The following is a 22870-nucleotide window of genomic DNA, read 5'->3' on the forward strand; positions in this document are numbered from 1 at the left end:
CTATGAAAAAAGTGTATATTCTGGCAACTGGAGGCACCATATCGGCCGCCGGGTGCGAGGGGAAGACAACGGGGTATCACGATGGAAAATTTGAGCTGAAGGATTTGTTGGCACGTGTGAAAGGGGCGGAAAAGCTTGCGAAGCTGGAAGGAGAGCAGGTATTGAATATTTCCAGTGATGATATCACTTGGGGAGACTGGCTGTCACTGGCAGGAAAGATAGAGAAGCTTTCTCTGAGATCGGATATGGATGGTTTTGTGGTGACTCATGGCACGAACACTCTCGAAGAGACGGCTTATTTTTTAAATTTGGTGCTAAAAACGGAGAAACCGGTAGTGCTGACTGGGTCCATGAGGCCGGCCACTGCCAACAGTGCAGACGGACCACAGAACTTGTATGAGGCGATTGCTTTGGCAGCCAGCGAAGAAGCAAAGGGCAAGGGGGTATTGGCAGCTTTCTCAGATTTGATTTTAAGTGCGGACAGAATACAGAAGGTGAACTGCTTCCGTACAGATGCGTTTTCGGGCAGGGATTTCGGCTGTATCGGATATATGCAGGATTCGGTACCGAAATTTTTACAGTATCCTGTGGAAAATCACACGACACATACGAGGTTTACCACAGAGGCATTAAAGAGGATCCCGCGAGTAGAGATTGCCTATTTCAGCGCGGACGCAGACCCTGAGATCTTGGAATTCTATGGAAAGACGGCGGAGGGGCTGGTGATCGCAGGCGCAGGCAGCGGATTATTCTCGAAGCCTTGGAAAGAAAAGATTCGGGGGATAGCGAGGGAAATTCCTGTGGTGCGCTCGTCACGGGTGGGGAACGGAATGGTGAGCCAAGACCACTGTGATGAGGAGCTGGGAACGATACCAGGCGGGACTCTTACGCCGGTAAAGGCCAGAATTTTGCTGACGCTTGCTCTGGCTATGGGGGCAGGACAGGGTGAAATTGGGGAAATATTTAAACAGTATTAGACTTATATGTCAGAACGAAGGAGGAGACGTATGGAGAAGAAATTGGAATTTTATGGGGGAGAATGGGTTTCTTTGTCACCGATTATTATTTTTATCGGTTTGATTTTTGTCACTACTTTTTGGTGGGGGTCCACATCGGATGGAGCGCTCTGGATTCCCATTTTTTTAGGGGTGGTGATCCCATTTTTTCTGGCCAAAAATAAAAAGGAATACAGCAGCGCAGTGATTTCTGGGATGGCCAGCAAGGATACCGCCTTTCCCATTGCTACCTGGATTTTTGCAGGCGTCTTTTCTAGAATTTTAAGAGAATCTGGATTTTCCGCAGGTCTGGCAGGTCTGGCGGGGTCCTTTGGAGTTGGCCCTGTGTTGTTTACCGTCATTTCATTTCTGGCAGCAACCCTGTTTTCCTCGGCGACAGGTACGGGATTTGGCACGATTGCAGCCTGTATGGGCGTTTTATATCCCACCGGTGTAGAGTTGGGCGTGGAGCCTGCATTTTTAGCTGGGGCAATTCTGGGTGGAGCAGCCTTTGGGGACAATCTGGCGCCAGTGTCTGATTCTACCATTGCTTCCGCTACGGCCATGAAGGTGGATGTGCCGAAATGTGTGCGCAGCCGTCTGAAATATTCTCTGCCGGCAGCGGGAATCACCCTCGTGCTTACCGTCATAGTGGGGAACCTTTTAGACCAGTCCACGAATATGAAAGAAACACTGTCCTATGACCCAAAGACTCTTCTGATGATTGTTCCGGTGATGATTACCATGTACATTGCAGTGCGTACAGGTGATTTGATTTTGGCTACTACGGCTGGTTCTCTTTTAGCCGGCGCCACAGCAGTAGTCTTTGGTCTGATGGACTTTATTCAGATTGATCAGGCAGATGCAGTGCGGCCAGCTCTGTTTGCAGTCAGCGGGGAAGGGATGGACCGTGTGGTAAATGGTGTGGTTTTTGACGGACTGTCCAGTATGACGCAGATGATTGTGCTGGTGCTGCTTTTGTTCAGCGCTATCCATATTATGAAGATGGGGTATGGCGATATTAAGATTTTGGAGTCTCTGAGCTTTATGACCAAGACAGCCAGAGGTTCTGAGACGGTAATTTCTTTTATGATTATCATCTTATCTTCCATCATGGGACTGAACGCACCGGCCATTTTGACTGTCGGACCGTCTTTTGCCAGACCTCTCGCGAAGAAGCAGGGAATCAGCCCTTACCGAATGGCAAATCTTATGGACGCCCAGTCCTGTACCTGGTGCTACAGTTTGCCGTGGACCTGTACGATGATGTATATTTTGAGTTTTACCATTGGGACAGAGGCACCGCTTAGCGGTATTCAGATTACTCCGTACTGTTTCTTTACTTTTGCGATGACTGCCGTGATGTTCGCCACGATTTTCTTAGGAATCGGGAGAAGAGATTTTATGGATTCGGAGGCATAGTTTATCTATGAAGCAGAGTGAAAAAAAGACTGTGGGAATCATAGGCGGAATGGGTCCTCTGGCCACCTGTGATCTGATGGAAAAGATTATCCGGCTGACGAAGGCTAGGACCGATCAGGAAAACCTGCATCTTGTGGTAGACTGCAACACGGACATTCCAGATCGAACTGCGGCGATCCTAGAGCATGGGGCTTCACCGGTTCCGCAGCTTGTGCGAAGCGGTATCAAGCTGCAGGGGATGGGAGCGGATGTACTGGTCATGTCCTGTAATACGGCACATTATTTCTACGACAGCATTGTTCCGTATTTTGACATACCTTTGCTTCATATGATTCGAGAGACCGCCAAGCACTTAAAAGCGCAGGAAATCCAGAAGGCGGGGCTGCTGGCCACCAGCGGTACTTTGAACTGCGGGGTATACCGGGAAGCTATGAAACGGGAGGGCATCGAGCTTCTCACACCGGATGGGGAAGACCAGGAGGCCGTCATGGGGATGATCTATCAGGGAGTCAAAGCAGGCAGAACAGATCTAGACACAAGACGATTTGAGAGAGCGATGGAAAAGCTGCTGGAAAGAGGAGCGGAAGTACTGATATTGGGGTGTACGGAACTGCCGGTGGCGGTGAGTCGTTACGGATGGGATTATCCCGTGGCAGACCCCACTCAGATTTTAGCGGAGTCAGTGGTACACTATTGCGTTGAGATTGCAGAAATTTTATAAAAAGGATGGCACAGCTTGAACAGATGAAGGCTGTGCCTTCTTTTTTGTGTAATGGGGAAGACCTTGTCACGCTGATGCGAAAAGTTCTTTCCCATCACACTAACATTCCTCTAAGGATGCGCATGCCGCACCACTTTTTTCGGTAATATTTATGAAATTTTGGGTATTGACAATAAAAAAGAAATTCATATAATAAATACTGTTAGATACCGAACAATTAAGGAGAATCAAGATGGAAGAGAAAAAAGAGTGGTCAGAGGAGGATATTGGAAAACTGATTAACATTGTCTCTCACCAGCTCAGGCGACAGATGTGCTTTTTTGAAGATGAGGATGGGTTGACAAATATGCAGAAGCATGTTCTGCATTATATTCTGTTGGAGTCGCTTCACCGTGAAATTTATCAGAAGGATTTGGAGAGAGAATTCCAAATCCGCAGGTCCACGGCGACGGGAACCTTGCAGCTTCTGGAAAGAAACGGGTTCATCCGTAGAGAAAGCGTGCAGCAGGACGCCAGACTCAAAAAAATAGTGCCCACAGGTAAGGCGCAGAATTTAAGGGAAAGAATCCTGGAAAATATAGCTAGAATGGAGGCACTGCTGAAGAAGGGAATTTCCAGGGAGGATCTGGCAGTTTGTGTGAAAGTACTAAGTCAAATGTCCGAAAATTTGTTGGGTAAAGAAAAAAGAAAGGGGTATAGGCATGAATAGAAAATTGCTCCAGTCTGTCCGGGAATACAAAAAAGAGTCCATTCTCGCACCGATTTTGGTAGCTCTCGAAGTGCTGATGGAAGTATTAATCCCACTTATGATGGCCAAGATCATTGACGTCGGGATGGTTCAGGGCGACATGGGATATATTGTCAAAGTAGGGCTGATGCTGGTAGTTATGGCCATGCTGGCGTTATTTTTCGGCGCGAAGGCCGGTCAGCTTGCGGCTGTGGCGGCAGCTGGCTATGCGAAAAATCTTAGACACGATATTTTCTACAAGATACAGGATTTTTCCTTTGGAAATATCGATCATTTTTCTACGTCGAGTCTGGTCACAAGACTGACGACAGATATCACGAACGTGCAGATGGCGTATATGTTTACGATTCGTCTGCTAGCTAGAGCGCCAATCATGATTGTACTTTCTCTTGTGATGACAGTGACGATCAATAAAGAAATTGCATTGTTGCTGCTGATTACGATTCCTGTGTTGGGCGGGCTTTTGATCTATATTGCGAAGAAGGCTCATCCGCATTTCATAGAGGTTTTTAACCAGTATGATGTTTTAAACAATACAGTGCAGGAGAATGTCAACGCTGCCCGTGTGGTAAAAGCCTATGTGAGAGATGACTTTGAAAATCAGAAGTTTGGGAAAATTTCTACGAAGGTCTTTCAGCTGTTCACGAAAGCAGAAAAAATTGTGGCGTTTAACTCCCCTGTTATGCAGTTTACCATGTACGCGGTTGTGCTGATTATGGTATATTTGGGCGGAAAGAGCATTATCTTTGGTTCCATGCAGACGGGAGAATTGACTAGCGTGATTGTGTATGCGCTTCAGATTCTCATGTCTTTGATGATTGTATCTTTTGTGTTTGTGATGATTATGATTGCAGAAGCGTCCACGGAGCGTATTCAGGAGGTATTTGACGAAGTGCCAGAGATGGAAGACGAAGAGAATGCAGTGGATACAGTGGTAAGCGGGGACATTGACTTTGAGCATGTGGATTTCAGCTACAGCGGAAAAGATGGAAATCTCTCGTTAAAAGATGTGAACCTGCATATAAAGAGTGGCCAGATTGTGGGTATTATCGGTGGTACAGGAAGTGCGAAGTCTACGCTAGTACAATTGATTCCCAGACTGTATGATGTGACAAAAGGAAGCGTGAAGGTCGGCGGAATTGACGTGCGCAGATATAATCTGAAGGCGCTGCGCGATCAGGTTTCTATGGTACTTCAAAAAAATGTGCTGTTTACGGGCAGTATCTATGATAATATCCGCTGGGGAGACGAGAAGGCCAGCAACGAAGAAGTCCAAAGAGTGTGCCGGCTTGCGCAGGCGGACGGCTTTATTCAGGAATTTCCAGCAAAGTATAATTCTATGATTGTGGAAGGCGGAAATAATGTTTCAGGAGGTCAGAAACAGAGACTATGCATTGCTCGGGCTTTGCTGAAAAAACCAAAGATTTTAATTTTGGATGACTCTACCAGCGCGGTAGATACGAAGACGGATGCGTTGATTCGTCAGGCTTTCCGAGAAGAGATTCCTGACACTACGAAGATTATCATTGCCCAACGAATTTCTTCTGTGGAGGATGCGGATGTGATTATCGTCATGGAAAACGGTGAGATCAATGGTATCGGTACTTCCGAAGAACTGCTAAGAAGCAATAAGATTTATCAGGAAGTATATGAGTCACAGGTGAAAGGAGGCGCTGAGAATGAGTGAGCAAAAAGGAGCTTCCATGAACAGGAATACAATTAAGACTGCGAAACGACTGTTGGGGTACGTGACTAGCACTTACAAGGTTCAGTTTGTCTTGGTTTTGATCTGTATTTTGATCAGCTCCATCGCGACGATCTCTGTTTCTTTGTCGCTGAGATATCTGCTGGATGATTTTATCATTCCACTGATTGGACAGGAGAGCCCAAATTTCTCAGAACTGTACACAGCCCTCGGTATACTGGGATGTATCTTTTTGCTGGGAGTATTGGCGACATTTCTGTATACGCGTCTGATGGTGGTAATTGGCCAGGGCGTACTGAAGCGGGTCCGTGACGAGATGTTTGAACATATGCAGACTCTGCCTATCCGGTATTTTGACCAGAATACCAATGGTTCCATCATGAGTTTGTACACGAATGACACCGATACGCTGAGACAGATGATCAGTCAGTCGATTCCTCAGGTGTTGATGTCATCTTTTACGATTGTGGTCACTTTTATCGCCATGCTGGTTTTGAGTCCAGCATTGACTTTGTTGGCGGTAGTTATGATTGGTATTATGTTTCTGGTATCCAGAAAAATTGGTGGAAACAGTGGAAAATATTTTATCCGGCAGCAGCTGGACCTGGCAAAGATTACAGGCTTTGTGGAGGAAAGGATGAATGGGCAGCGGGTCATCAAAGTATTCAATCATGAGCAAATCTCCAAAGAAGAGTTCGATGAGTTGAATGAGAGTCTGTTCGTCAGTGCATCTAGAGCTCATACGTTTGCCAGTATGATGGGGCCGATCATCGGGAATATTGGAAATCTCCAATTCGTGCTGACTGCGATTCTCGGAGGGTTTCTCTCGATTATGGGAATCGGAAATATTACCTTGGGTGTTATGGCTTCTTATCTGCAGTTTACAAAGAGTTTTACCCAGCCCTTTATGCAGGTGGCTCAGCAGTTTAACGCCATCATCATGGCACTGGCAGGAGCGGAGCGTATTTTCAATATGATGGATGAGGAATCGGAAAAGGATGAGGGGTATGTCACGCTAGTGAATGCCAAGAAGAATCCGGACGGCACGATTACAGAGACCCAGGAACGAACTGGTATGTGGGCGTGGAAACATCCCCACCAGGCGGATGGCACTGTGACCTATACGGAGTTAAAGGGAGACGTAAGATTTTTCGACATGACCTTCGGCTACGATGAAGATCACATGGTTCTTCACGATCTGTCACTGTACGCGAAGCCTGGACAGAAACTGGCTTTTGTGGGCTCCACAGGAGCAGGAAAGACTACAATCACGAACCTAATCAACCGTTTCTACGATGTGCAGGACGGAAAAATCCGGTACGATGGAATTAATATCAATAAGATTAAGAAAGCAGATCTTCGCCGGTCTTTGGGAATCGTGCTTCAAGATACGCATTTGTTTACCGGCACGATTATGGAGAATATCCGATACGGAAAGCTGGACGCCACGGAGGAGGAAGTCTATCGGGCGGCAAAACTGGCGCATGCGGATCAGTTTATTCAGATGCTTCCCAAAGGATATCACACATATCTAAGTGGAGACGGGGAAGAGCTTTCCCAGGGACAGCGTCAGCTTTTGGCGATTGCCAGAGCAGCGATTGCGGATCCTCCGGTGCTGATACTGGATGAGGCTACCTCAAGCATTGATACCAGAACGGAGAGTATTGTTCAGCAGGGGATGGATAATCTGATGAAAGGGCGAACAGTATTTGTGATTGCTCATCGGTTGTCCACGATACGAAACAGTGACGCGATCATGGTACTGGAACATGGAAGAATTATAGAACGAGGGGACCATGAGGAGCTTCTTGCCATGAAGGGTACCTATTACCAGCTATACACTGGAAAATTGGAGCTTTCTTGATAAATGGAGAACTATAAGAAAGAGGCAGGAAAAAGCGGGAAGCTTTTTCTTGTCTCTTTCTGCGCGATAAGCTTGGCCAGCAGCAGCTGTACTCACGGACATTTGCCAGGCAACCGAATCCAATTTTGGCGTTTCCACAAAAGTTATTGAACGAGCGGGTTTTAGAAATGCGCTAAAAAAGAGTTTCTGCTCAATGGATACAAAGACGCGTCTCTGAGAACGCCTACAAAAAACGCCGTGACTAGCACAGGTTCTATTTACACTCGTTTTGGTGACAAGCAAGGTCTGTTCAAAGCGATTGTGGAGCCAGTAGTACAGGAGATGCGACACAGGTTTATCCAGGTACAGGAAGATTTTCATAAGATGGACGAAGAACAGCAGATGGCCGATATGAAAAGCTACAGCGCCGAGGGTATGAGGGGAATCGTGATTTTTATGTATGAACATTTTAATGAGTTCTACCTTTTGCTGGATGCTTCCTATGGTACAGAATTTCAAAACTTTGTGGACGAGATGGTGGACATCGAAGTGAGCTACACTTACAAATATATGGAGACCATCGGCTGTGAGAGTGTAAAAAGCGGGTTAGTGACTGAAGATTTTATTCATATTGTGACTACTGCTTATTTCAACGGTGTGTTTGAGATCATTCGCCATCAGTTGGATAAAGATGCCGCACTGCGCTATGTGGATATGCTGGGAAAATATCACATAGCCGGTTTTGATACCATTTTTTCACCTATGAAAGATTGAACCTGTAAACTGACGATACGTTGAAAAGAGAAGGCGCGTCTGACATCTCACAGGCAGATAGCAACCATTTTTTTTGTAATGTGGATTAGGCTAAACTAATATCAAGGAGGGATTTGTATGTAGTTAAAGAACCCATTGCTTCGTCTTTGGGAACTGGGAGAGAAAGAGCATGGTGGTTTGATTCAGCAAAAAGGAATCTATGCAGGCTTTGTGTTGGGCAGGAAAGAGGCGATTAGCTGGAAGATGAAAGCGAATCAGTAAAGGGCTTGAATTTAGAAAAATGGAATGCTACACTAAGGGTATGTTAGGAGGAAGTAACATGGAACTTTTAGAGGCAATTATGCTGAGGCATTCTGTGAGGGCTTATGAAGACAAAAAGATAGAAGGTCCGGTGAGAGAGAAGCTACAGCAAAAGATCGAGGAATGCAATCGGGAAAGTGGACTTCATATGCAGCTTGTCTTGGATGAACCAAAGGCGTTTGACAGTTTTTTAGCCCACTATGGTAAATTTTCAGGTGTAAAAAATTATGTAGCTGTGGTGGGAAAAAAGTCAGAGGATTTAGATGAAACCTGCGGCTACTATGGAGAAAAATTGGTGCTGTACGCGCAGACTTTAGGTCTGAATACCTGTTGGGTAGGGCTGACCTATAGTAAGGTAAAGGATGCTTTTGTCCTAGAAGACGGAGAGAAGCTGTACTGTGTAATTTCTATTGGCTACGGAACGACTCAGGGAATTCCCCATAAGTCGAAACCCTTTGAGAAAGTGACGAAGACGGGACGGGATATTCCAGACTGGTTTCGCGAAGGTGTGAAAGCGGCGCTGCTTGCTCCCACTGCGGTGAATCAACAGAAATTTACCTTTATTTTGGAAGATAAAAAAGTGACTGCAAAGCCGGGGATGGGCTTTTACAGCAAGATGGATTTGGGAATTGTAAAATACCATTTTGAGATAGGGGCAGGAACTGATAATTTTATCTGGAAATGATAGAAAAATCAGACTGTCGCGGTGATCTTCAAAGAAAAACCTTGGGCGATAGAAACTGCGTAGCAGCTAATCCGAGCTGTTATGGCTGAATAGTTACAATTCGTTCAAGGTTTTTAAGTACCCTCTTGACAACCCATACCCCTATGGGTACAATGTGTATATACCCATAGGGGTATATGAGAGGAGGATTCATCTTGGAAAAATTAGAGGAACTTTTGGAATGGGGCGGGACAAAGCGTGACGTCACTTTATTAGTGATTTCCGGTCTTGCTCTTGTGATGAGTATTTTTGATTTTACGCCGTTTCCGTTTGATGCGGCCTGGATCGCGATTATCTTGTGTGGTGTGCCTATTATCCTTGAAGCGATTATCGGTCTGGTAACTGCCTTTGATATCAAAGCTGACGTGCTCGTATCCATTGCGTTGATTGCCTCCGTGGTGATTGGGGAGGATTTCGCTGCTGGGGAAGTAGCGTTTATCATGCAGTTGGGTGGATTGCTGGAGGATTTGACAGTGGCAAAAGCCAGAGCAGGAATTGAGAGATTGGTACATCTAACACCTCGGACGGCCAGAAGAGTTTTGAATTCCAAGGAGGAAATGATTCCCGCTCAGGAAGTACAGGTGGGAGATATCATACGAGTACTGCCAGGGGAGACAATTCCGGTGGACGGAGTGATTCAGTCTGGGCAGACATCCATCAATCAGGCGGTTATGACTGGTGAGTCACTGCCAGTGGACAAAGGGGTAGGAGACGAGGTCTGTAGTGGTACAGTCAATCAGTTTGGAACTTTCGATATGAGAGCTACGAAGGTGGGTGAGGACAGCTCTATACAGCGGATGATTCGGCTGGTGCAGTCTGCTGACGCAGGAAAGGCGAAAATCGTAGGAATTGCAGACCGATGGGCTACCTGGATTGTAGTGATCGCGCTGACAGCGGCAGCCCTTACTTGGCTAATCAGCGGTGAAATTATACGGGCAGTGACCATCCTGGTTGTTTTTTGTCCGTGTGCGCTGGTACTGGCTACGCCCACAGCCATCATGGCGGCCATTGGGAACGCCACGAAGCACGGGTTTTTGGTGAGAGAGGGGGATGCCCTGGAAAGACTGGCGGCTGTATCTAAGATCACTTTTGACAAGACAGGAACCTTGACTTATGGAACGCCCCGAGTCACAGCAGTGAGGAGTCTTACGGAAGAGTTTTCTGAGGAGATCATCTATGCTTATGCCGCAGGCGCGGAGTTGAGATCAGAGCATCCTCTGGGGAAAGCGATTGTGCGTTGTTATCGGGATTCTCAGAAGAAAAAGCTGCCGAAGATGGAGGAATTTCAGATGCTGCCGGGCAGAGGTGTACAGGCGGTCGTGGAAGGCAGAGAGATTTTAGCCGGAAACAGAGAACTTTTTGAAGAGAGAAAAATTCCAGTGTCCGAGCAGGTGCTCTGTGAAGTGCAGAGCTATCTGAAAGAAGGTTGTACGGTGATCTATCTAGGAGTGGAAGCGCGTTTGGCTGGATTTCTGGCGTTGGCAGATACTCTGAGAGAGGACGCGTGCGCCACCATCGACGAGGTGAAACAGGCGAAAGTGACTCCGGTGCTGCTGACGGGAGACCATGAGAATGCTGCCCATCATATCGCCGGACAGCTGCATATCGACGAGGTACATGCGAACTGTTTACCGGAGGATAAGCTGAACTGGATTGATTCCTACCAGCGGGCCAAGAAACAGGTCTGCATGATCGGTGATGGAATCAATGACGCGCCTGCTCTGAAGAAGGCTTACGTGGGCATTGCTATGGGCGGAGTCGGCAGTGACATCGCAGTGGATGCAGCGGATATCGCACTGGTCAATGATGAGATCAGGGAGCTTCCCCACCTGATTTGCCTGGCAAAGCGAATGATGGTCACGATCAAGTGCAATCTGACGTTTTCCATGATGCTGAACTTTGTCGCGATTGTGCTAGCGATCACGGGAATTCTGAATCCCGTCGTGGGGGCCTTGGTACATAACGCAGGTTCGGTCCTTGTTATTATAAATTCGGCATTCTTACTGAAATGGAGGAAAAAATAAGAGATGCCCGGTAGGTTTTCACCTGCCGGGCGTTTTAGTGGTTTTATTTGCTATGTTATATATTGAAGTACAAAAGCTCTCTTTAACAGTAGAACTTTTCCGCGGCTTGAACCAGATACCAAGTGTCTTTCACGCCGGCAGTCTCATAGGGTGAGTGCATGGCCAGCTGCGGAAGACCAATATCCACGGTGTTCAGGGCTACCTTGGTATTGGAAATATTGCCCAGAGTGGAGCCACCGAGGATATCAGAACGGTTGGTAAAGGTCTGGTATGGAACTCCGGCCTCCTGGCACAGGGCTTTGAACATAGCTGCGGAGACACCGTCTGTGCAGTATTTTTGGTTGGCGTTGAACTTGATTACGATTCCCTCGTTGAGGTAAGGACGGTTGACTGGGTCTGCCATATCCGTGTGATTTGGATGGATGGCATGAGCATTGTCCGCAGAGATCATGAAGCTCTTCGCCAGATTTACCAGATAGTCCTCGTAGGTGAGGCCAAGAGAGGCGTTGATTCTCATCAAAGTATCGTACAGGAAGGTAGATGCCGCTCCCTGTTTGGTGCCACTTCCGACTTCTTCATTGTCCAGTACACAGTAGATGGAAATGTGTTGTTTTTTCTGGCCTTTTAAAAAGCCCTGGAGGGATGAGAAAGCGCATTGAAGGTCATCCAGCCTTCCGCTGGAGAGGAACTCCTCTGAAGCTCCCCAGATGGTACCAGGCTGGCGGTTGTACAAGAACAGATCATGGCCGAGAATTTCCTCTTTTTTTACACCGGCGGCCTTAGCGACGGTCTCCATGAAGGTATCCTTGGCTGTGATATCTCCGTATATGGGGAGCATGTCTTTCTGGGCATTATATTTGTAACCGTCGTTCACCTCGCGGTTCATATGGATGGCAAGATTCGGAATCATGACCAGATCACGGTCGATGTTCACCAGACGAGTGACGAAATTTTCTCCTTCTTTTACAATGACGCGGCCTGCAATAGAGAGAGGACGGTCAAACCAGGGGGCACACAACATTCCCCCGTAGCGTTCCACATTCAATTTGACGTACTTATTTTCCACTGCCATCTCAGGGTTTTCCTTTATTTTGAAAGTAGGAGAATCACTGTGGCTGGCCATAATGCGGTAGCCGGTATCTGTGTGTTCAGGAATTGTAAAGGCGATCACAGAGGATGCGTTGCGGGTTACAAAGTAAGAATGACTTTTTTGCAATTCCCATTTTTCCTCTTCATGAAGTTCTGTGCAGCCGCAGGTCAACAGAGCTTCTCTGATTTGTGCGATTGCGTGAAAACAGCTAGGACTTTTTCTGAGAAAAGCCAACAGTTCTTCTGAAGTTTTTTTATACATGATAATACCTCCTGATAAATAAGGCCGCCATCTTGTGATGGCAGCCATGGTTACTGTTCAAACATTTCATTTAACAGACGAGCGATAAAAGTTCTGGGCAAAATCACAGGAAGACCGCAAGCCTGTTGAATATCCTTTTTCATCTGACAGCCGTATCCCATACAGTCTAAGAGAACACAGGACAAGTTCTGACCATTTAGGGCTTGCGCGCGTTCTCCCATCAGGTGAGCTTCCTGGTAAGGAGAGGCAATCACAGGGACAAAGGGGATTTGGCTTTCATGGAACCATTCTTTTACCTGGGCAATCTGAGCACGATCAGGGACAAACAGACCAATAGACTGGCCGAGAGTTAATTTTTGGACCAGAGAATGGATGATGGACTGAGGTAGTATCAGAAGCTTTCTGTGAATCAGTTTTGGAAATCTTCCGGTACACAGCAATACTGTGGCATCCACTCCGTCTTGTTCTGCACGTGCAATACAGTCTTGAACCAGCGGAATTACTGCTTTTTCGGACATAGTTACCTGACGTCCATCCCGCATTCGAGAGACCAGAACAGCTCCCTCACCGCTCGGAGCGAATCTTTCACAGGCTTCTTCGTAGGAATATGGGTCTAGAGCACCATATTCACTCAGCTCAATATTTGAAGCAAGCATCGGACGAATATCATCTGTAATATCAGTTCTGGGCGCTTGTCCGATGGTAACAGCACCAATTTTTATCTTACCCATAGTTTTCCCCTGTTATTTGTCCATATTTCCGAAAGTTTGAAATCTCTTCAAATCTCCGTAGAGTTTCAACAGATATTGATATTCCTCCTCATCGTAGAAGGAACACTGGCCTTCTCCGAATACTTTGGCCACCTCAATGGCGAAACGAGCCGCGGATTCTACATCCAAAGGATGGCTGGCGCCGGTGGCACATCCTGCTACGGGCTGCTCTGTTGTGATAGCGACTCCGACAACGGGAGAACTGGTGGCAGTCGCAGGCTGTAGGATGCTGTTCAAATGGTATACGTTATTTCCATACGGAGTGATATCCTGCTGTGCAAGCGGGAAAACTGCTGGGAGCTTTCCGGTGACTCTAGTCATGATATCCAAAAGATCAGCACTAGTTTTCAGAATATAACCTTCCTTTACTGTGGGAGAGATGGCGAAGCCATTTACATTGATGACCTTGTTACCTTTTGTGGTGTCGATGGCCAGGATGGCATCCATTCTCTCGTCCACATCTTTGGAATTACAGGTGGCCATATCAATTGGTGAATTCATAAAAGGAACAGGTTTGTGGTCCTGGGTGGGAGCGTCCGGGCAGATGTGGGTGGAAATGATGACATCGCCTTTTAAAATGTCTCCGTTGGCGTGCATTTCAGACAGCTTTAAACCGGCGGCCACTGCGGCCAGAGCTCCATCGCCATCAGAGACAAAACCAGTCAGAGACGGGCGGGCGCCAATACCTCCGAGTCTACCGATAATTCCCAGTGTGGGAGCGGAACCACCATTCGTTTTTCCTTCAGAACCCGCAATCAGAATTTTGATGCAATCGGTGTCGCCGAGTTCTCCTGTGACAGTCTTCACAGAGACTTCCGTAGCTCCTCTTTGTTTTAAAAGCTCAGTGATTTCTTTTCCGTTTGCCTGAGGCTTATCCATTAATTCAAAGATTTCTAAGATTTGTTTTAATACCATATTCTCCTCCTTTGACAGTGCGGGAATCGCCTTCTGTCATTAACGTATAGATTAAGTATAGAAATCAAATAATAATTTGGTGAAATTACTATTTAATATCAACCTAAGTTTACAATAGTGCGGAAAAAAGTCAATATATTTTTGGATTATAAGGGAGAGAAATTTAACATTTTTTTGTGAATGCTTTGTCGATTTAAACAGAAAGACTTGATTTTTGAAAGCATTACATGTATAATTTTATTAGAAATTCGCACAATTTTTCTTAAGAAATGAAGAAAAAGGGCGGATTGAATGAAAAATATTCAGGAGGAAGTTGTATGAAAAGGAGACTAATTGCTTTGCTTTTAGCTGGAGCTATGGTAGCTACAGCACTGGTTGGATGTGGAAGCAAGAGCGATGACTCTGCCTCGGAAGACCAGAGTTCGGCTTCGACCGAGGAGTCAGCAGGAGAAACCACGAAGATCGTGAACAAAGAGGCTACCATTGAGGTACCGGACGAAGTCACAAAGGGTGGAGAACTGAAGATCGCTCTCACCTCTTCTCCCAAAAACCTAGATCCAGTAAAGTACACAGGAACCTACGAGTCTCAGATTATCTATCAGGTCTGTGACACAGTAGTAACCTATGACAAAGAACTGGAAGAGATTCTCCCATCGCTGGCTACGGATTGGACGATCAGTGACGATGGAATGGAGTATACCTTCACGATTCGTGACGACGTGTATTTTCAGCCGGGAGAATATCAGGACGGAAGATTGATGACTGCGGAGGATGTAGCTTATAGTATGAACCGTTCCGCGCAGGAGTCAGCGATGAACCGTTTGGATATGTTAGATCATGCGGAGGCCATTGATGCTACTCACGTAAAGGCGACTTTGAAGGCGCCGAGCGCCGTGTTCCTGACCGCTCTGACAAATTCAGGAAATGCGATTGTGCCGAAAGAAGAAGTAGAGGGATGGGGAGACGAATTCGGAAACCATCTGGTTGGAACTGGCCCTTATGCGATGGAAAAATTCGAGCTGGATCAGCAGACAGTGCTGAAAAAGAATGATAAATATTTCTTGGGAGAGCCAAACCTGGACACTGTAGTGTTTAAGGTAATTACAGATCCGAACCAGGAAGTAAATGCCCTAAGAACAGGGGACATTGACATTGCGACACAGCTGACCGGAGAGACTGTAAAATTGGTGGCAGAGGATGAGACAGTAAATCTTCTTCAGAAACCGGGAATTCAGATTAGCTATGCTTATTTTAACATGAAAGAAGGTCCTACAGCGGATCCGAAGGTGAGAGAAGCCCTGATTAAGGCAGTTGATTATTCCGAGCTGGCATCGGGAGTGTTCCAGTACGGCGAGGGCGAGGAAGCTTGTCTGCCGCTGCCGAAGGTTTCCTGGGGATATGATGAAGCTGTAGAAGCTGATGTTCCATCTTACGATCCAGAAGGAGCAAAGGCACTTTTGGAAGAAGCAGGATATGGAGATGGATTTACTCTGGAGATGTACATCACCAACGAAACTTTCCGCCAGAAAGCAGCGACAATTCTTCAGTCTTATTGGCAGCAGATCGGTGTGACGCTGAATATCAATACCGTAGAGTGGGGTACTTTCAGTGAGACCTGTTCTACAGGAAAGGCCGACGTGTTTGCGATGGCGTGGTCCTGGTATCCAGACCCATATTTCTTCTTTGACAAGATGTTTGCGACATCTGCAATCGGAACTCTGGGCAATGGACAGTGCTATAGCAATGAGGAAGTAGATCAGCTCCTGGCAGATGCCTTGGTTGAGACAGATCAGGAGAAGCGTGCAGAGATCTATAAGAAGGCTCTGAAGCTGATCACAGATGATGATCCTGGTATCTTCTATGGAAATCCAATGGAGTGCTTGGGAATCAATCCTAAGGTTCAGGATTTCCATCAGCGTTCTGATGGTACTATCCATCTGTTTACTGAAGAAGAGAATGTCTGGGTGGTTCAGTAGTAATAATTGAAAAGACGGCCTAATAACAATGGCTGATGAATCAAAATATCGTCAGAAAGGCGGACGTAGTTTGCTACGTCTGCCTTTCAGATGTTAGAGTATGTGAGGCAAGTCCTGCATTACTGGAATCCTGAGATTCCGAAAATAAGGAAATGGTGGTGAAAAAACCGTGTTAAAAACTATTTTGAAAAGAATCTTGCAAAGCATTCCCACCTTGTTGATTGTTATAACGTTCACTTTTATTCTAACACGAATGATTCCTGGTAATCCAGCGCTCACAATGTTGGGACCGCAGGCGCCGAAGGAATCTGTTGAGCAGCTGGAAGAAGAGCTGGGCTTGAACAAAAGCAAGGGAGAACAGTATGTTATTTATTTGAAACAGATTTTGAAAGGAGATTTCGGCCGATCTTATTCTTATAATAAGACAGTGGTAGAACTGATTAAAGAGAGGATTCCGAATACCTTAGTGATCACACTGACCAGTCTTTTGATTGCGTTGGTTCTCGGTATGATCGTTGGTATTGTGTCAGCGGTGAAACAGTATTCCATTTTGGATTACATATTTATGGTACTAGCTCTGATTGGAGTCTCGATGCCTATTTTCTGGCTGGGTTTGATGCTGGTGCTGGTATTCAGCGTAAATTTAGGATGGCTTCCTGCAATGGGAATGGGAAGCATGGCTAATGGCGTCTGGGATGTAATCAGTCATATGATTCTGCCGTGTTTCTGTCTCTCCACAATTCCGATGGCAACATTTGCCAGAATTACCCGTTCTAGTATGCTGGAAGTAGTGAACAATGATGCGGTAAAAGCTCTGCGCGCAAGAGGTTTGAGAGAGGGCGTTGTAATTTGGAAACACGCGTTAAAGAATGCACTTCCTCCTATTGTCACTGTGTTGGGATTACAGTTGGCCTCCGCCTTCACCGGAGCGATTTTGACAGAGAGTATCTTCTCATGGCCAGGTATGGGTACCCTGATCGTGAGTGCCATAGATAACCGAGATTATGCCTTGATACAGGGAGTGGTTTTGTTTACTGCGGTTGTGTTTGTCGTAATCAACCTGATCGTAGACATTGTCTATACGATTATTAATCCGAAAGTAAGTTATGAGAGTGGGAAAGGAGGGAATTAAATGGCAGGCAAGAAAAATATGACAGCGAATACAGCCGTTCTCGGAGCTGAGGCCCATTCACAGTTAATCAAAAGAGAACGTAAGGCGAACAACGTCTGGAACAAGCTGAGAAGAAATAAGACTGCGATGATTGGTCTTGTCATAGTGGTATTTATGATTATCATTGCCATTTTTGCCCCTCTGATCGCGACTCACGATCCCAACGCAATTAAGCCGTCAGAAACTTATTTGGGATTGGGCGAGAACGGGCATATTTTTGGCACAGATGAATTTGGACGGGATTTATTTTCACGAGTAGTTTACGGAGCTAGAATCTCACTGATTGCAGCTATAGGAGGTACGATTGTAGGTGCAATTATTGGTATCATTTTAGGACTGATCGCCGGTTATCTGGGCGGTGCGGCAGATGCAGTCATCATGCGTCTCATGGATGGAATGCTGGCATTTCCTTTTGTGCTGCTGGCCATTATCTTGATGACAATTCTAGGTTCCGGTCTACAAAATGTAATTTTGGCAATTGGGATTGGAAACGTTCCAAGTTTTGCACGAGTCGTTCGAGGACAGGTACATATTGTCAAGAACGAAGAGTACTGCAATGCGGGAAGAGTAATAGGTGTGTCCAATGTGAGGATGCTGCTGCGTCATATCCTTCCGAATACGATTTCTCCGATTATTGTATATGCGACCTTAAATGTGGCGGGTGCGATTATTTCAGAGGCAACTTTGAGTTTCCTAGGCCTAGGAATTTCTCAGCCTACGGCTTCCTGGGGAAACATCCTGCGTGCGGGAAAAGACTGTCTGAATACAGCGCCGCATATTGCGACTATTTCAGGTATTTTCATCCTTGTGACAGTGCTTGGATTCAATCTTCTCGGAGATGGTGTCCGTGACGTGCTAGACCCGAAAATGAAAAAATAGAAGAAAAGTGAGGACGAAAATATGAGCGAAAATTTGCTTACGGTAAAAGATTTAAAGACGTATTTTTTCACAGCTAGCGGGGTCTCAAAAGCAGTTGACGGTGTCAGCTTTACCTTAAAAAAAGGTGAGACTATGGGCATCGTAGGTGAGTCTGGATCTGGAAAAAGTGTGACCGCCTCATCGATTATTCGTCTTCTTCCTCCGAAGATTGGAAAGATTGTGGGAGGACAGATAGACTTCGAGGGAAAGGATATTATTCAGCTGAATAAAAGAGATCTTTTAAACTTCCGTGGAAAAGACATAGCGGTCATTTTTCAGGACCCCATGACGTCTTTAGATCCAGTGTTTAAAATTGGAAATCAGATGGTGGAGATGATCTGTGCTCATCAAGATATGTCAAAAGCAGATGCCAGGAAAGTGGCAATCGAGGCATTGAAGAAGGTGGGAATTCCGCAGCCGGAAAAACGTATGGAATCCTATCCTTATGAGCTGTCCGGAGGTATGTGTCAGCGTGTTATCATTGCGATGGCAGTCTGCTGTAAACCTAAGATGATCATTGCGGATGAGCCGACGACAGCACTGGATGTAACGGTGCAAGCTCAGGTGCTGGAACTCCTTCAGGAGCTTCAGGATGAGATGGATACTTCTATTTTGTTGATTACACATAATCTGGGAGTTGTGTGGAAAATGTGCGACACGGTTATGGTGTTGTACGCAGGAAAGACTGTAGAGTATGCAGATACGAAAACGCTGTATGCAAAACCTCTGCATCCTTATACCTGGGGATTGCTGGATTCTATTCCAAAACTCAGCGATAAGGTAAAAGGAGAGCTAAAAGCGATACCGGGTGTTCCGCCGGATCTACGTCTGACTGGGAAGTGCTGCAATTTTTATAATCGTTGTCCCTATGCCCAGGAAATCTGCGGGAAGGAAGTTCCGGAGCTCAAAGAGTTGGAGCCAGGACATTTTGTGGCTTGTCATAGACAAAACGGAGAGCAGAATTTGGTGAGAGGAGAGGTGAACCCAAATGAGTGAAAAGAAAGTAATGCTGAAAGTCAGAAATCTCACCAAGGAATTTAAAATTCGAGGCAAGAAGCTGGGGGAAAAACCTCAGATTCTCCATGCCTTGACAGGCGTTTCGGTAGACATTTATGAGGGAGAGACTCTGGGAGTGATCGGGGAGTCCGGCTGTGGAAAGTCTACGTTTGGAAAATGTCTCGTGCAACTGCACAAAGCGACGGCAGGTACTGTGGAATACGAGGGAAAAAACATTTTCGATTTGAAAAACGAAGAGCTGAAAAAGTTGAAAAGCGATATTCAGATGGTTTTTCAGGACCCATTTTCATCTCTGGATCCGAGAATGACAGCGGGGAAACTGGTGGAAGAACCCATGATTGTTCACAAAATTATCGCGGATAAAAAGGCCAGGAGCCAAAAAGCCTTGGAGCTTCTTCAGACCGTCGGTCTGGATGTACAGCATGTGCACCGCTATCCCCATGAGTTTTCAGGAGGTCAGCGGCAGCGTATCAATATTGCGAGGGCACTTTCTCTGACTCCCAAGCTGATTGTCTGTGATGAGCCGGTGTCTGCTTTGGATGTGTCGATTCAGGCGCAGGTACTGAATCTTTTTAACCGTCTGCAGGAAGAGTACCATTTGACCTATGTGTTTATTTCCCATGATTTGAGCGTGATTAAGCATATCAGTGACAGGATCGCGATTATGTATCTGGGACGTATTGTAGAACTCTGTGACGCGGACAGCATCTATGAGAATCCGCTTCACCCCTATACAAAGGCGCTTCTCTCAGCAATTCCCCAGGAATCTCCGTTTGAGAAAAAAGAGAGAATTGTGCTGACGGGTGAGATTCCCAGTCCGATCGGAGATCAGATAGGATGTCCGTTGGCAAAGCGGTGTCCGAATTGTACAGAACGCTGTATGAAGGATATTCCAAAACTAAAAGAAGTGTCGAAGGGACACCAGGTAGCGTGCTTCCTGTATGAAAACAATTAGAGAGGAGAAGACAGGTAATGAGTTGTACAACTAGAAATGAAGTGCTAGAACTGGCGAAAAGTAAACTGGATGACCTCGTTCAGCTTACTTCCGATTTGATTAAGATTCCTAGCGAGAATCCCATCGGGACGCAAAGAGATGTGGTGGATTTTGTGAAAAAATATCTCTCTGAGGCAGGTATTGCTTGTGAAGAAGTAGGCTGTAACCCGGAGCATCCTTGTGTTGTGGCAAAAATCGGCAAGGAAGAGGGGTTCAGTGTGATCTTGAATGGTCATGTGGATGTAGTTCCGGCTGGAGATCGCAATCAGTGGGATTTTGACCCGTTTTCCGGAGAGATTACGGACAAATGCATCCTGGGAAGAGGAACTTCTGACATGAAGGCAGGAGTGGCAGGAATTCTGTTTGCGATGAAGACTCTAGTAGAAGCAGGTGTCGAATTAAACGGAAATATCCGTTTGCATATCGTATCTGATGAAGAAAGCGGCGGGGAGTATGGAACCCAGTGGTTGTGTGCGAATGGCTATGCGGAGAATGCGGACGCCTGCCTGGTTGCGGAGCCTACGTCTCACAAGACTATTGAGATCGGCCAGAAGGGTAAGATCGACTTGATTCTGAAGTCCTACGGAAAATCTGCTCACGGAAGCCTTGCAGGATATAGAGGAGAGAATGCGATCCTAAAACTGGGTAAGGTTCTGGAACATGTAGATATGCTGCGGGAGATTGAAGGAAAATATGGTGAGAATCAGAAGCAGGCATTAATCAACTCTAAAATTATTGCAGGAGAGAAAAACGGAGCGGGCACAGGGGATGTGATCGATCATGTATCCGCCAATGTGGGAATCATCAAAGGGGGAACCAGACCGAATATGGTTCCGGATTACTGTGAGGCGATTGTAGATCTGCGTCTTCCTATCGGTGTGACGATTGAAGAGGTGGAAGAGCGCATCAAAGCGATGATTGCCAAGAGTGGCGTAGAAGGCGTTGAGTATGAACTGGGCTGCCAGATGCTCGGAAACTATACAGAGATTGATGCGCCAATCGTGGAGGCAATCAAAAAATATGCAGAAGAGCTATGGCAGGAAGAGGTTCTCCCTGCTTATCAGTGGGCGTCCAGTGATGCCAGGGATTACCGACAGAAAGGTATTCCAACGATTCAGTTTGGACCGTCGAACACGGTGGGAATTCACTCTTATAACGAGACGGTGGACATTGAGGATGTTCAGAAAGCAGGCTTGATTTATATTCTTTCTCTGTGTGACTTGATGGGAATTGATTGAAGAGTTTGACGAATTAAGAAATATTGCACATTTGTCGGTGCTGAATAGCAGATGACGAGGTGGAGAGAACCATTGAGAACATTGCATCAGTGCACAGATGCGAAAGGCAGCTTTGGAGACGAAGATCTGAAGCTGCCTTTTTTCTGTTATAGGAAAGAGACATCTATATTTAACTGGTCAAAGTGTGAAAAAGTAATTACTTGACATTAATTGGAATTCTCACTATCATAACATTATAAATACACAGAATTAGACAAAAGAAGACTTAGGGAGGTTTTTCAGATTTGAGAGGTATGTATAGATGAGACATATGTGTAATGGGTGGAAGAGTCATGGGGTGGAAAAGAAAAAAGTCAGAGGGAGTGCAGGTGATGAAAGGGGGGAAAAGAATGGGCAATTTAATGGATATTGGGAAAATACCATCTCTGAAAAGGCTGGTTTATGACAATTTGAAAGAGAGAATTATAAGTGGAGAATTAAAGCCGGGAACTAGGTTGAGAGAAGAGGATTTGTCTGTGGAAATGAATATCAGCCGGGCGCCGATACGTGAAGCTTTTAATATGTTGGAAAGGGACGGCTTTACGGTAATTGTTCCAAGAAAAGGAGCGGTTGTGGCGGAGGCGACAGAGGAAGAACGGGATTATATCTGGGAGATGCGCGCAATTTTGGAGCCATATGCCGCAGTAAAATCCATGTCGTTGATTTCTGACGAGAAAATTGCAAAGCTAGAAAATGATTTAAAAAAAGTCTTGGAAAATCCAGATGATCTTAAATTGTACATGGATTCAGATATAGAACTACATGAAATGCTCTTCCAGAATCTGGAAAATCATTTTATGAAAGATACGCTGGAGAATATGAGAGCGCATTCTTTGAGAATGCGTTGGGCTGTGGAAAACAGACATCCTGGAATACGCTCGGATATCGAGTTTGAGTCGACGAAAGAACATTTACAGATTTTGGACGCTTTAAAACGAAAGGACGAAAAAGCTGTCTATCAGACGGTTTATGACCATCTGATAAATAGCAGGGAACGAATTTTTCCCTCTGCAGGTCAAAATTTAAAGAAGGAATGACAGAGAATAAATTAGATCAAGTGGTAATCAGTCGATTTAAGAGAAATAAAACAATTAAAAAATGTGTGTGAGAGATTAAGAAGGAATCTTTTACACACGTTTTTTATGTTATAGAAAAGACTTTGTCACGCTGAAACGTGAAAGCCTTTTCCTATAACATAAACGCTCCGCTAAGGATGCGCACGCCG

General features: G+C 45.8%; 20 protein-coding genes. 17 read left to right on the forward strand and 3 right to left on the reverse strand.

Annotated features, from left to right (window positions below):
- Positions 1-2 precede the first annotated feature (2 nt).
- From BLHYD_RS04955 to BLHYD_RS05000, 10 genes are all read left to right on the forward strand, one after another.
- Complete coding sequence (locus BLHYD_RS04955) at positions 3-977, forward strand: asparaginase (RefSeq protein WP_005949500.1); 975 nt, start codon at positions 3-5, stop codon at positions 975-977.
- 30 nt (positions 978-1007) lie between these two features.
- Complete coding sequence (locus tag BLHYD_RS04960; RefSeq protein ID WP_005949502.1) at positions 1008-2417, forward strand: Na+/H+ antiporter NhaC family protein; 1410 nt, start codon at positions 1008-1010, stop codon at positions 2415-2417.
- Between the two features lie 7 nt (positions 2418-2424).
- Entirely contained in the window at positions 2425-3138 is a 714-nt protein-coding gene (gene cuyB / locus BLHYD_RS04965; protein ID WP_005949504.1) for a cysteate racemase, read from the forward strand.
- Positions 3139-3370: 232 nt separating this feature from the next.
- A complete protein-coding gene (locus BLHYD_RS04970; protein ID WP_005949508.1) occupies positions 3371-3847 on the forward strand; it encodes a MarR family winged helix-turn-helix transcriptional regulator in 477 nt (158 codons plus the stop codon).
- Entirely contained in the window at positions 3840-5573 is a 1734-nt protein-coding gene (locus BLHYD_RS04975) for an ABC transporter ATP-binding protein (protein WP_005949510.1), read from the forward strand. The genes BLHYD_RS04970 and BLHYD_RS04975 overlap by 8 nt, the downstream gene beginning before the upstream one ends.
- Complete coding sequence (locus tag BLHYD_RS04980; protein WP_005949512.1) at positions 5566-7455, forward strand: ABC transporter ATP-binding protein; 1890 nt, start codon at positions 5566-5568, stop codon at positions 7453-7455. Before BLHYD_RS04975 ends, BLHYD_RS04980 begins: the two co-directional genes overlap by 8 nt.
- A gap of 363 nt (positions 7456-7818) precedes the next feature.
- On the forward strand, positions 7819-8208 hold the full coding sequence (locus BLHYD_RS04985) for a TetR/AcrR family transcriptional regulator (protein WP_313901928.1): 390 nt from the start codon (positions 7819-7821) through the stop codon (positions 8206-8208).
- A 135-nt stretch (positions 8209-8343) separates the two neighbouring features.
- Positions 8344-8469 carry a hypothetical protein gene (locus BLHYD_RS04990; RefSeq protein ID WP_005949518.1) on the forward strand — a complete coding sequence of 42 codons (126 nt, stop codon included), beginning with the start codon at positions 8344-8346 and terminating at the stop codon, positions 8467-8469.
- Between the two features lie 58 nt (positions 8470-8527).
- Complete coding sequence (locus BLHYD_RS04995) at positions 8528-9193, forward strand: nitroreductase family protein (RefSeq protein ID WP_021844788.1); 666 nt, start codon at positions 8528-8530, stop codon at positions 9191-9193.
- Positions 9194-9387: 194 nt separating this feature from the next.
- Positions 9388-11256, forward strand: a complete 1869-nt coding sequence (locus BLHYD_RS05000; protein WP_021844789.1) for a heavy metal translocating P-type ATPase — start codon at positions 9388-9390, stop codon at positions 11254-11256.
- An 82-nt stretch (positions 11257-11338) separates the two neighbouring features.
- On the opposite strand, the gene BLHYD_RS05005 is transcribed toward BLHYD_RS05000, so the two are convergent.
- From BLHYD_RS05005 to BLHYD_RS05015, 3 genes are read right to left on the reverse strand one after another with little or no spacing between them, the layout of a single operon-like run.
- Positions 11339-12607: a M18 family aminopeptidase gene (locus tag BLHYD_RS05005; RefSeq protein ID WP_021844790.1), complete on the reverse strand. Its 1269-nt coding sequence runs from the start codon at positions 12605-12607 to the stop codon at positions 11339-11341.
- A 50-nt stretch (positions 12608-12657) separates the two neighbouring features.
- Positions 12658-13338, reverse strand: coding sequence for an AroM family protein (locus BLHYD_RS05010; RefSeq protein ID WP_005949526.1), 681 nt, complete (start codon positions 13336-13338; stop codon positions 12658-12660).
- 12 nt (positions 13339-13350) lie between these two features.
- A complete protein-coding gene (locus BLHYD_RS05015; protein WP_005949527.1) occupies positions 13351-14292 on the reverse strand; it encodes a DUF1177 domain-containing protein in 942 nt (313 codons plus the stop codon).
- Positions 14293-14609: 317 nt separating this feature from the next.
- Between BLHYD_RS05015 and BLHYD_RS05020 the strand changes: the two genes are divergently transcribed.
- The 7 genes from BLHYD_RS05020 to BLHYD_RS05050 all read left to right on the forward strand — a co-directional run bounded on the left by BLHYD_RS05020 (position 14610) and on the right by BLHYD_RS05050 (position 22682).
- The gene (locus BLHYD_RS05020) at positions 14610-16268 is read left to right on the forward strand and encodes an ABC transporter substrate-binding protein (protein WP_021844792.1); all 1659 of its coding nucleotides are present in this window, start codon (positions 14610-14612) and stop codon (positions 16266-16268) included.
- Between the two features lie 169 nt (positions 16269-16437).
- A complete protein-coding gene (locus tag BLHYD_RS05025) occupies positions 16438-17400 on the forward strand; it encodes an ABC transporter permease (RefSeq protein ID WP_021844793.1) in 963 nt (320 codons plus the stop codon).
- Positions 17401-18318, forward strand: coding sequence for an ABC transporter permease (locus tag BLHYD_RS05030; protein ID WP_005949537.1), 918 nt, complete (start codon positions 17401-17403; stop codon positions 18316-18318).
- A 21-nt stretch (positions 18319-18339) separates the two neighbouring features.
- Complete coding sequence (locus BLHYD_RS05035; RefSeq protein WP_005949539.1) at positions 18340-19353, forward strand: ABC transporter ATP-binding protein; 1014 nt, start codon at positions 18340-18342, stop codon at positions 19351-19353.
- Complete coding sequence (locus BLHYD_RS05040; RefSeq protein ID WP_005949541.1) at positions 19346-20329, forward strand: ABC transporter ATP-binding protein; 984 nt, start codon at positions 19346-19348, stop codon at positions 20327-20329. Before BLHYD_RS05035 ends, BLHYD_RS05040 begins: the two co-directional genes overlap by 8 nt.
- A 17-nt stretch (positions 20330-20346) precedes the next feature.
- Positions 20347-21606, forward strand: coding sequence for a M20 family metallopeptidase (locus BLHYD_RS05045; protein ID WP_005949542.1), 1260 nt, complete (start codon positions 20347-20349; stop codon positions 21604-21606).
- 389 nt (positions 21607-21995) lie between these two features.
- Positions 21996-22682 carry a GntR family transcriptional regulator gene (locus BLHYD_RS05050; protein ID WP_172676831.1) on the forward strand — a complete coding sequence of 229 codons (687 nt, stop codon included), beginning with the start codon at positions 21996-21998 and terminating at the stop codon, positions 22680-22682.
- Positions 22683-22870: the final 188 nt, after the last annotated feature.

The sequence above is a fragment of the Blautia hydrogenotrophica DSM 10507 genome (assembly GCF_034356035.1).
Classification (GTDB): domain Bacteria; phylum Bacillota; class Clostridia; order Lachnospirales; family Lachnospiraceae; genus Blautia_A; species Blautia_A hydrogenotrophica.

What these genes read in the sequence shown, in the direction of transcription:
- BLHYD_RS04955 (WP_005949500.1), top strand. Translation starts at nt 3, where the DNA reads ATGAAAAAAGTGTATATTCTGGCAACTGGAGGCACCATATCGGCCGCC.
- BLHYD_RS04960 (WP_005949502.1), top strand. Translation starts at nt 1,008, where the DNA reads ATGGAGAAGAAATTGGAATTTTATGGGGGAGAATGGGTTTCTTTGTCA.
- cuyB (WP_005949504.1), top strand. Translation starts at nt 2,425, where the DNA reads ATGAAGCAGAGTGAAAAAAAGACTGTGGGAATCATAGGCGGAATGGGT.
- BLHYD_RS04970 (WP_005949508.1), top strand. Translation starts at nt 3,371, where the DNA reads ATGGAAGAGAAAAAAGAGTGGTCAGAGGAGGATATTGGAAAACTGATT.
- BLHYD_RS04975 (WP_005949510.1), top strand. Translation starts at nt 3,840, where the DNA reads ATGAATAGAAAATTGCTCCAGTCTGTCCGGGAATACAAAAAAGAGTCC.
- BLHYD_RS04980 (WP_005949512.1), top strand. Translation starts at nt 5,566, where the DNA reads ATGAGTGAGCAAAAAGGAGCTTCCATGAACAGGAATACAATTAAGACT.
- BLHYD_RS04985 (WP_313901928.1), top strand. Translation starts at nt 7,819, where the DNA reads ATGGACGAAGAACAGCAGATGGCCGATATGAAAAGCTACAGCGCCGAG.
- BLHYD_RS04995 (WP_021844788.1), top strand. Translation starts at nt 8,528, where the DNA reads ATGGAACTTTTAGAGGCAATTATGCTGAGGCATTCTGTGAGGGCTTAT.
- BLHYD_RS05005 (WP_021844790.1), bottom strand. Translation starts at nt 12,607, where the DNA reads ATGTATAAAAAAACTTCAGAAGAACTGTTGGCTTTTCTCAGAAAAAGT.
- BLHYD_RS05010 (WP_005949526.1), bottom strand. Translation starts at nt 13,338, where the DNA reads ATGGGTAAGATAAAAATTGGTGCTGTTACCATCGGACAAGCGCCCAGA.
- BLHYD_RS05015 (WP_005949527.1), bottom strand. Translation starts at nt 14,292, where the DNA reads ATGGTATTAAAACAAATCTTAGAAATCTTTGAATTAATGGATAAGCCT.
- BLHYD_RS05020 (WP_021844792.1), top strand. Translation starts at nt 14,610, where the DNA reads ATGAAAAGGAGACTAATTGCTTTGCTTTTAGCTGGAGCTATGGTAGCT.
- BLHYD_RS05030 (WP_005949537.1), top strand. Translation starts at nt 17,401, where the DNA reads ATGGCAGGCAAGAAAAATATGACAGCGAATACAGCCGTTCTCGGAGCT.
- BLHYD_RS05035 (WP_005949539.1), top strand. Translation starts at nt 18,340, where the DNA reads ATGAGCGAAAATTTGCTTACGGTAAAAGATTTAAAGACGTATTTTTTC.
- BLHYD_RS05040 (WP_005949541.1), top strand. Translation starts at nt 19,346, where the DNA reads ATGAGTGAAAAGAAAGTAATGCTGAAAGTCAGAAATCTCACCAAGGAA.
- BLHYD_RS05045 (WP_005949542.1), top strand. Translation starts at nt 20,347, where the DNA reads ATGAGTTGTACAACTAGAAATGAAGTGCTAGAACTGGCGAAAAGTAAA.
- BLHYD_RS05050 (WP_172676831.1), top strand. Translation starts at nt 21,996, where the DNA reads ATGGGCAATTTAATGGATATTGGGAAAATACCATCTCTGAAAAGGCTG.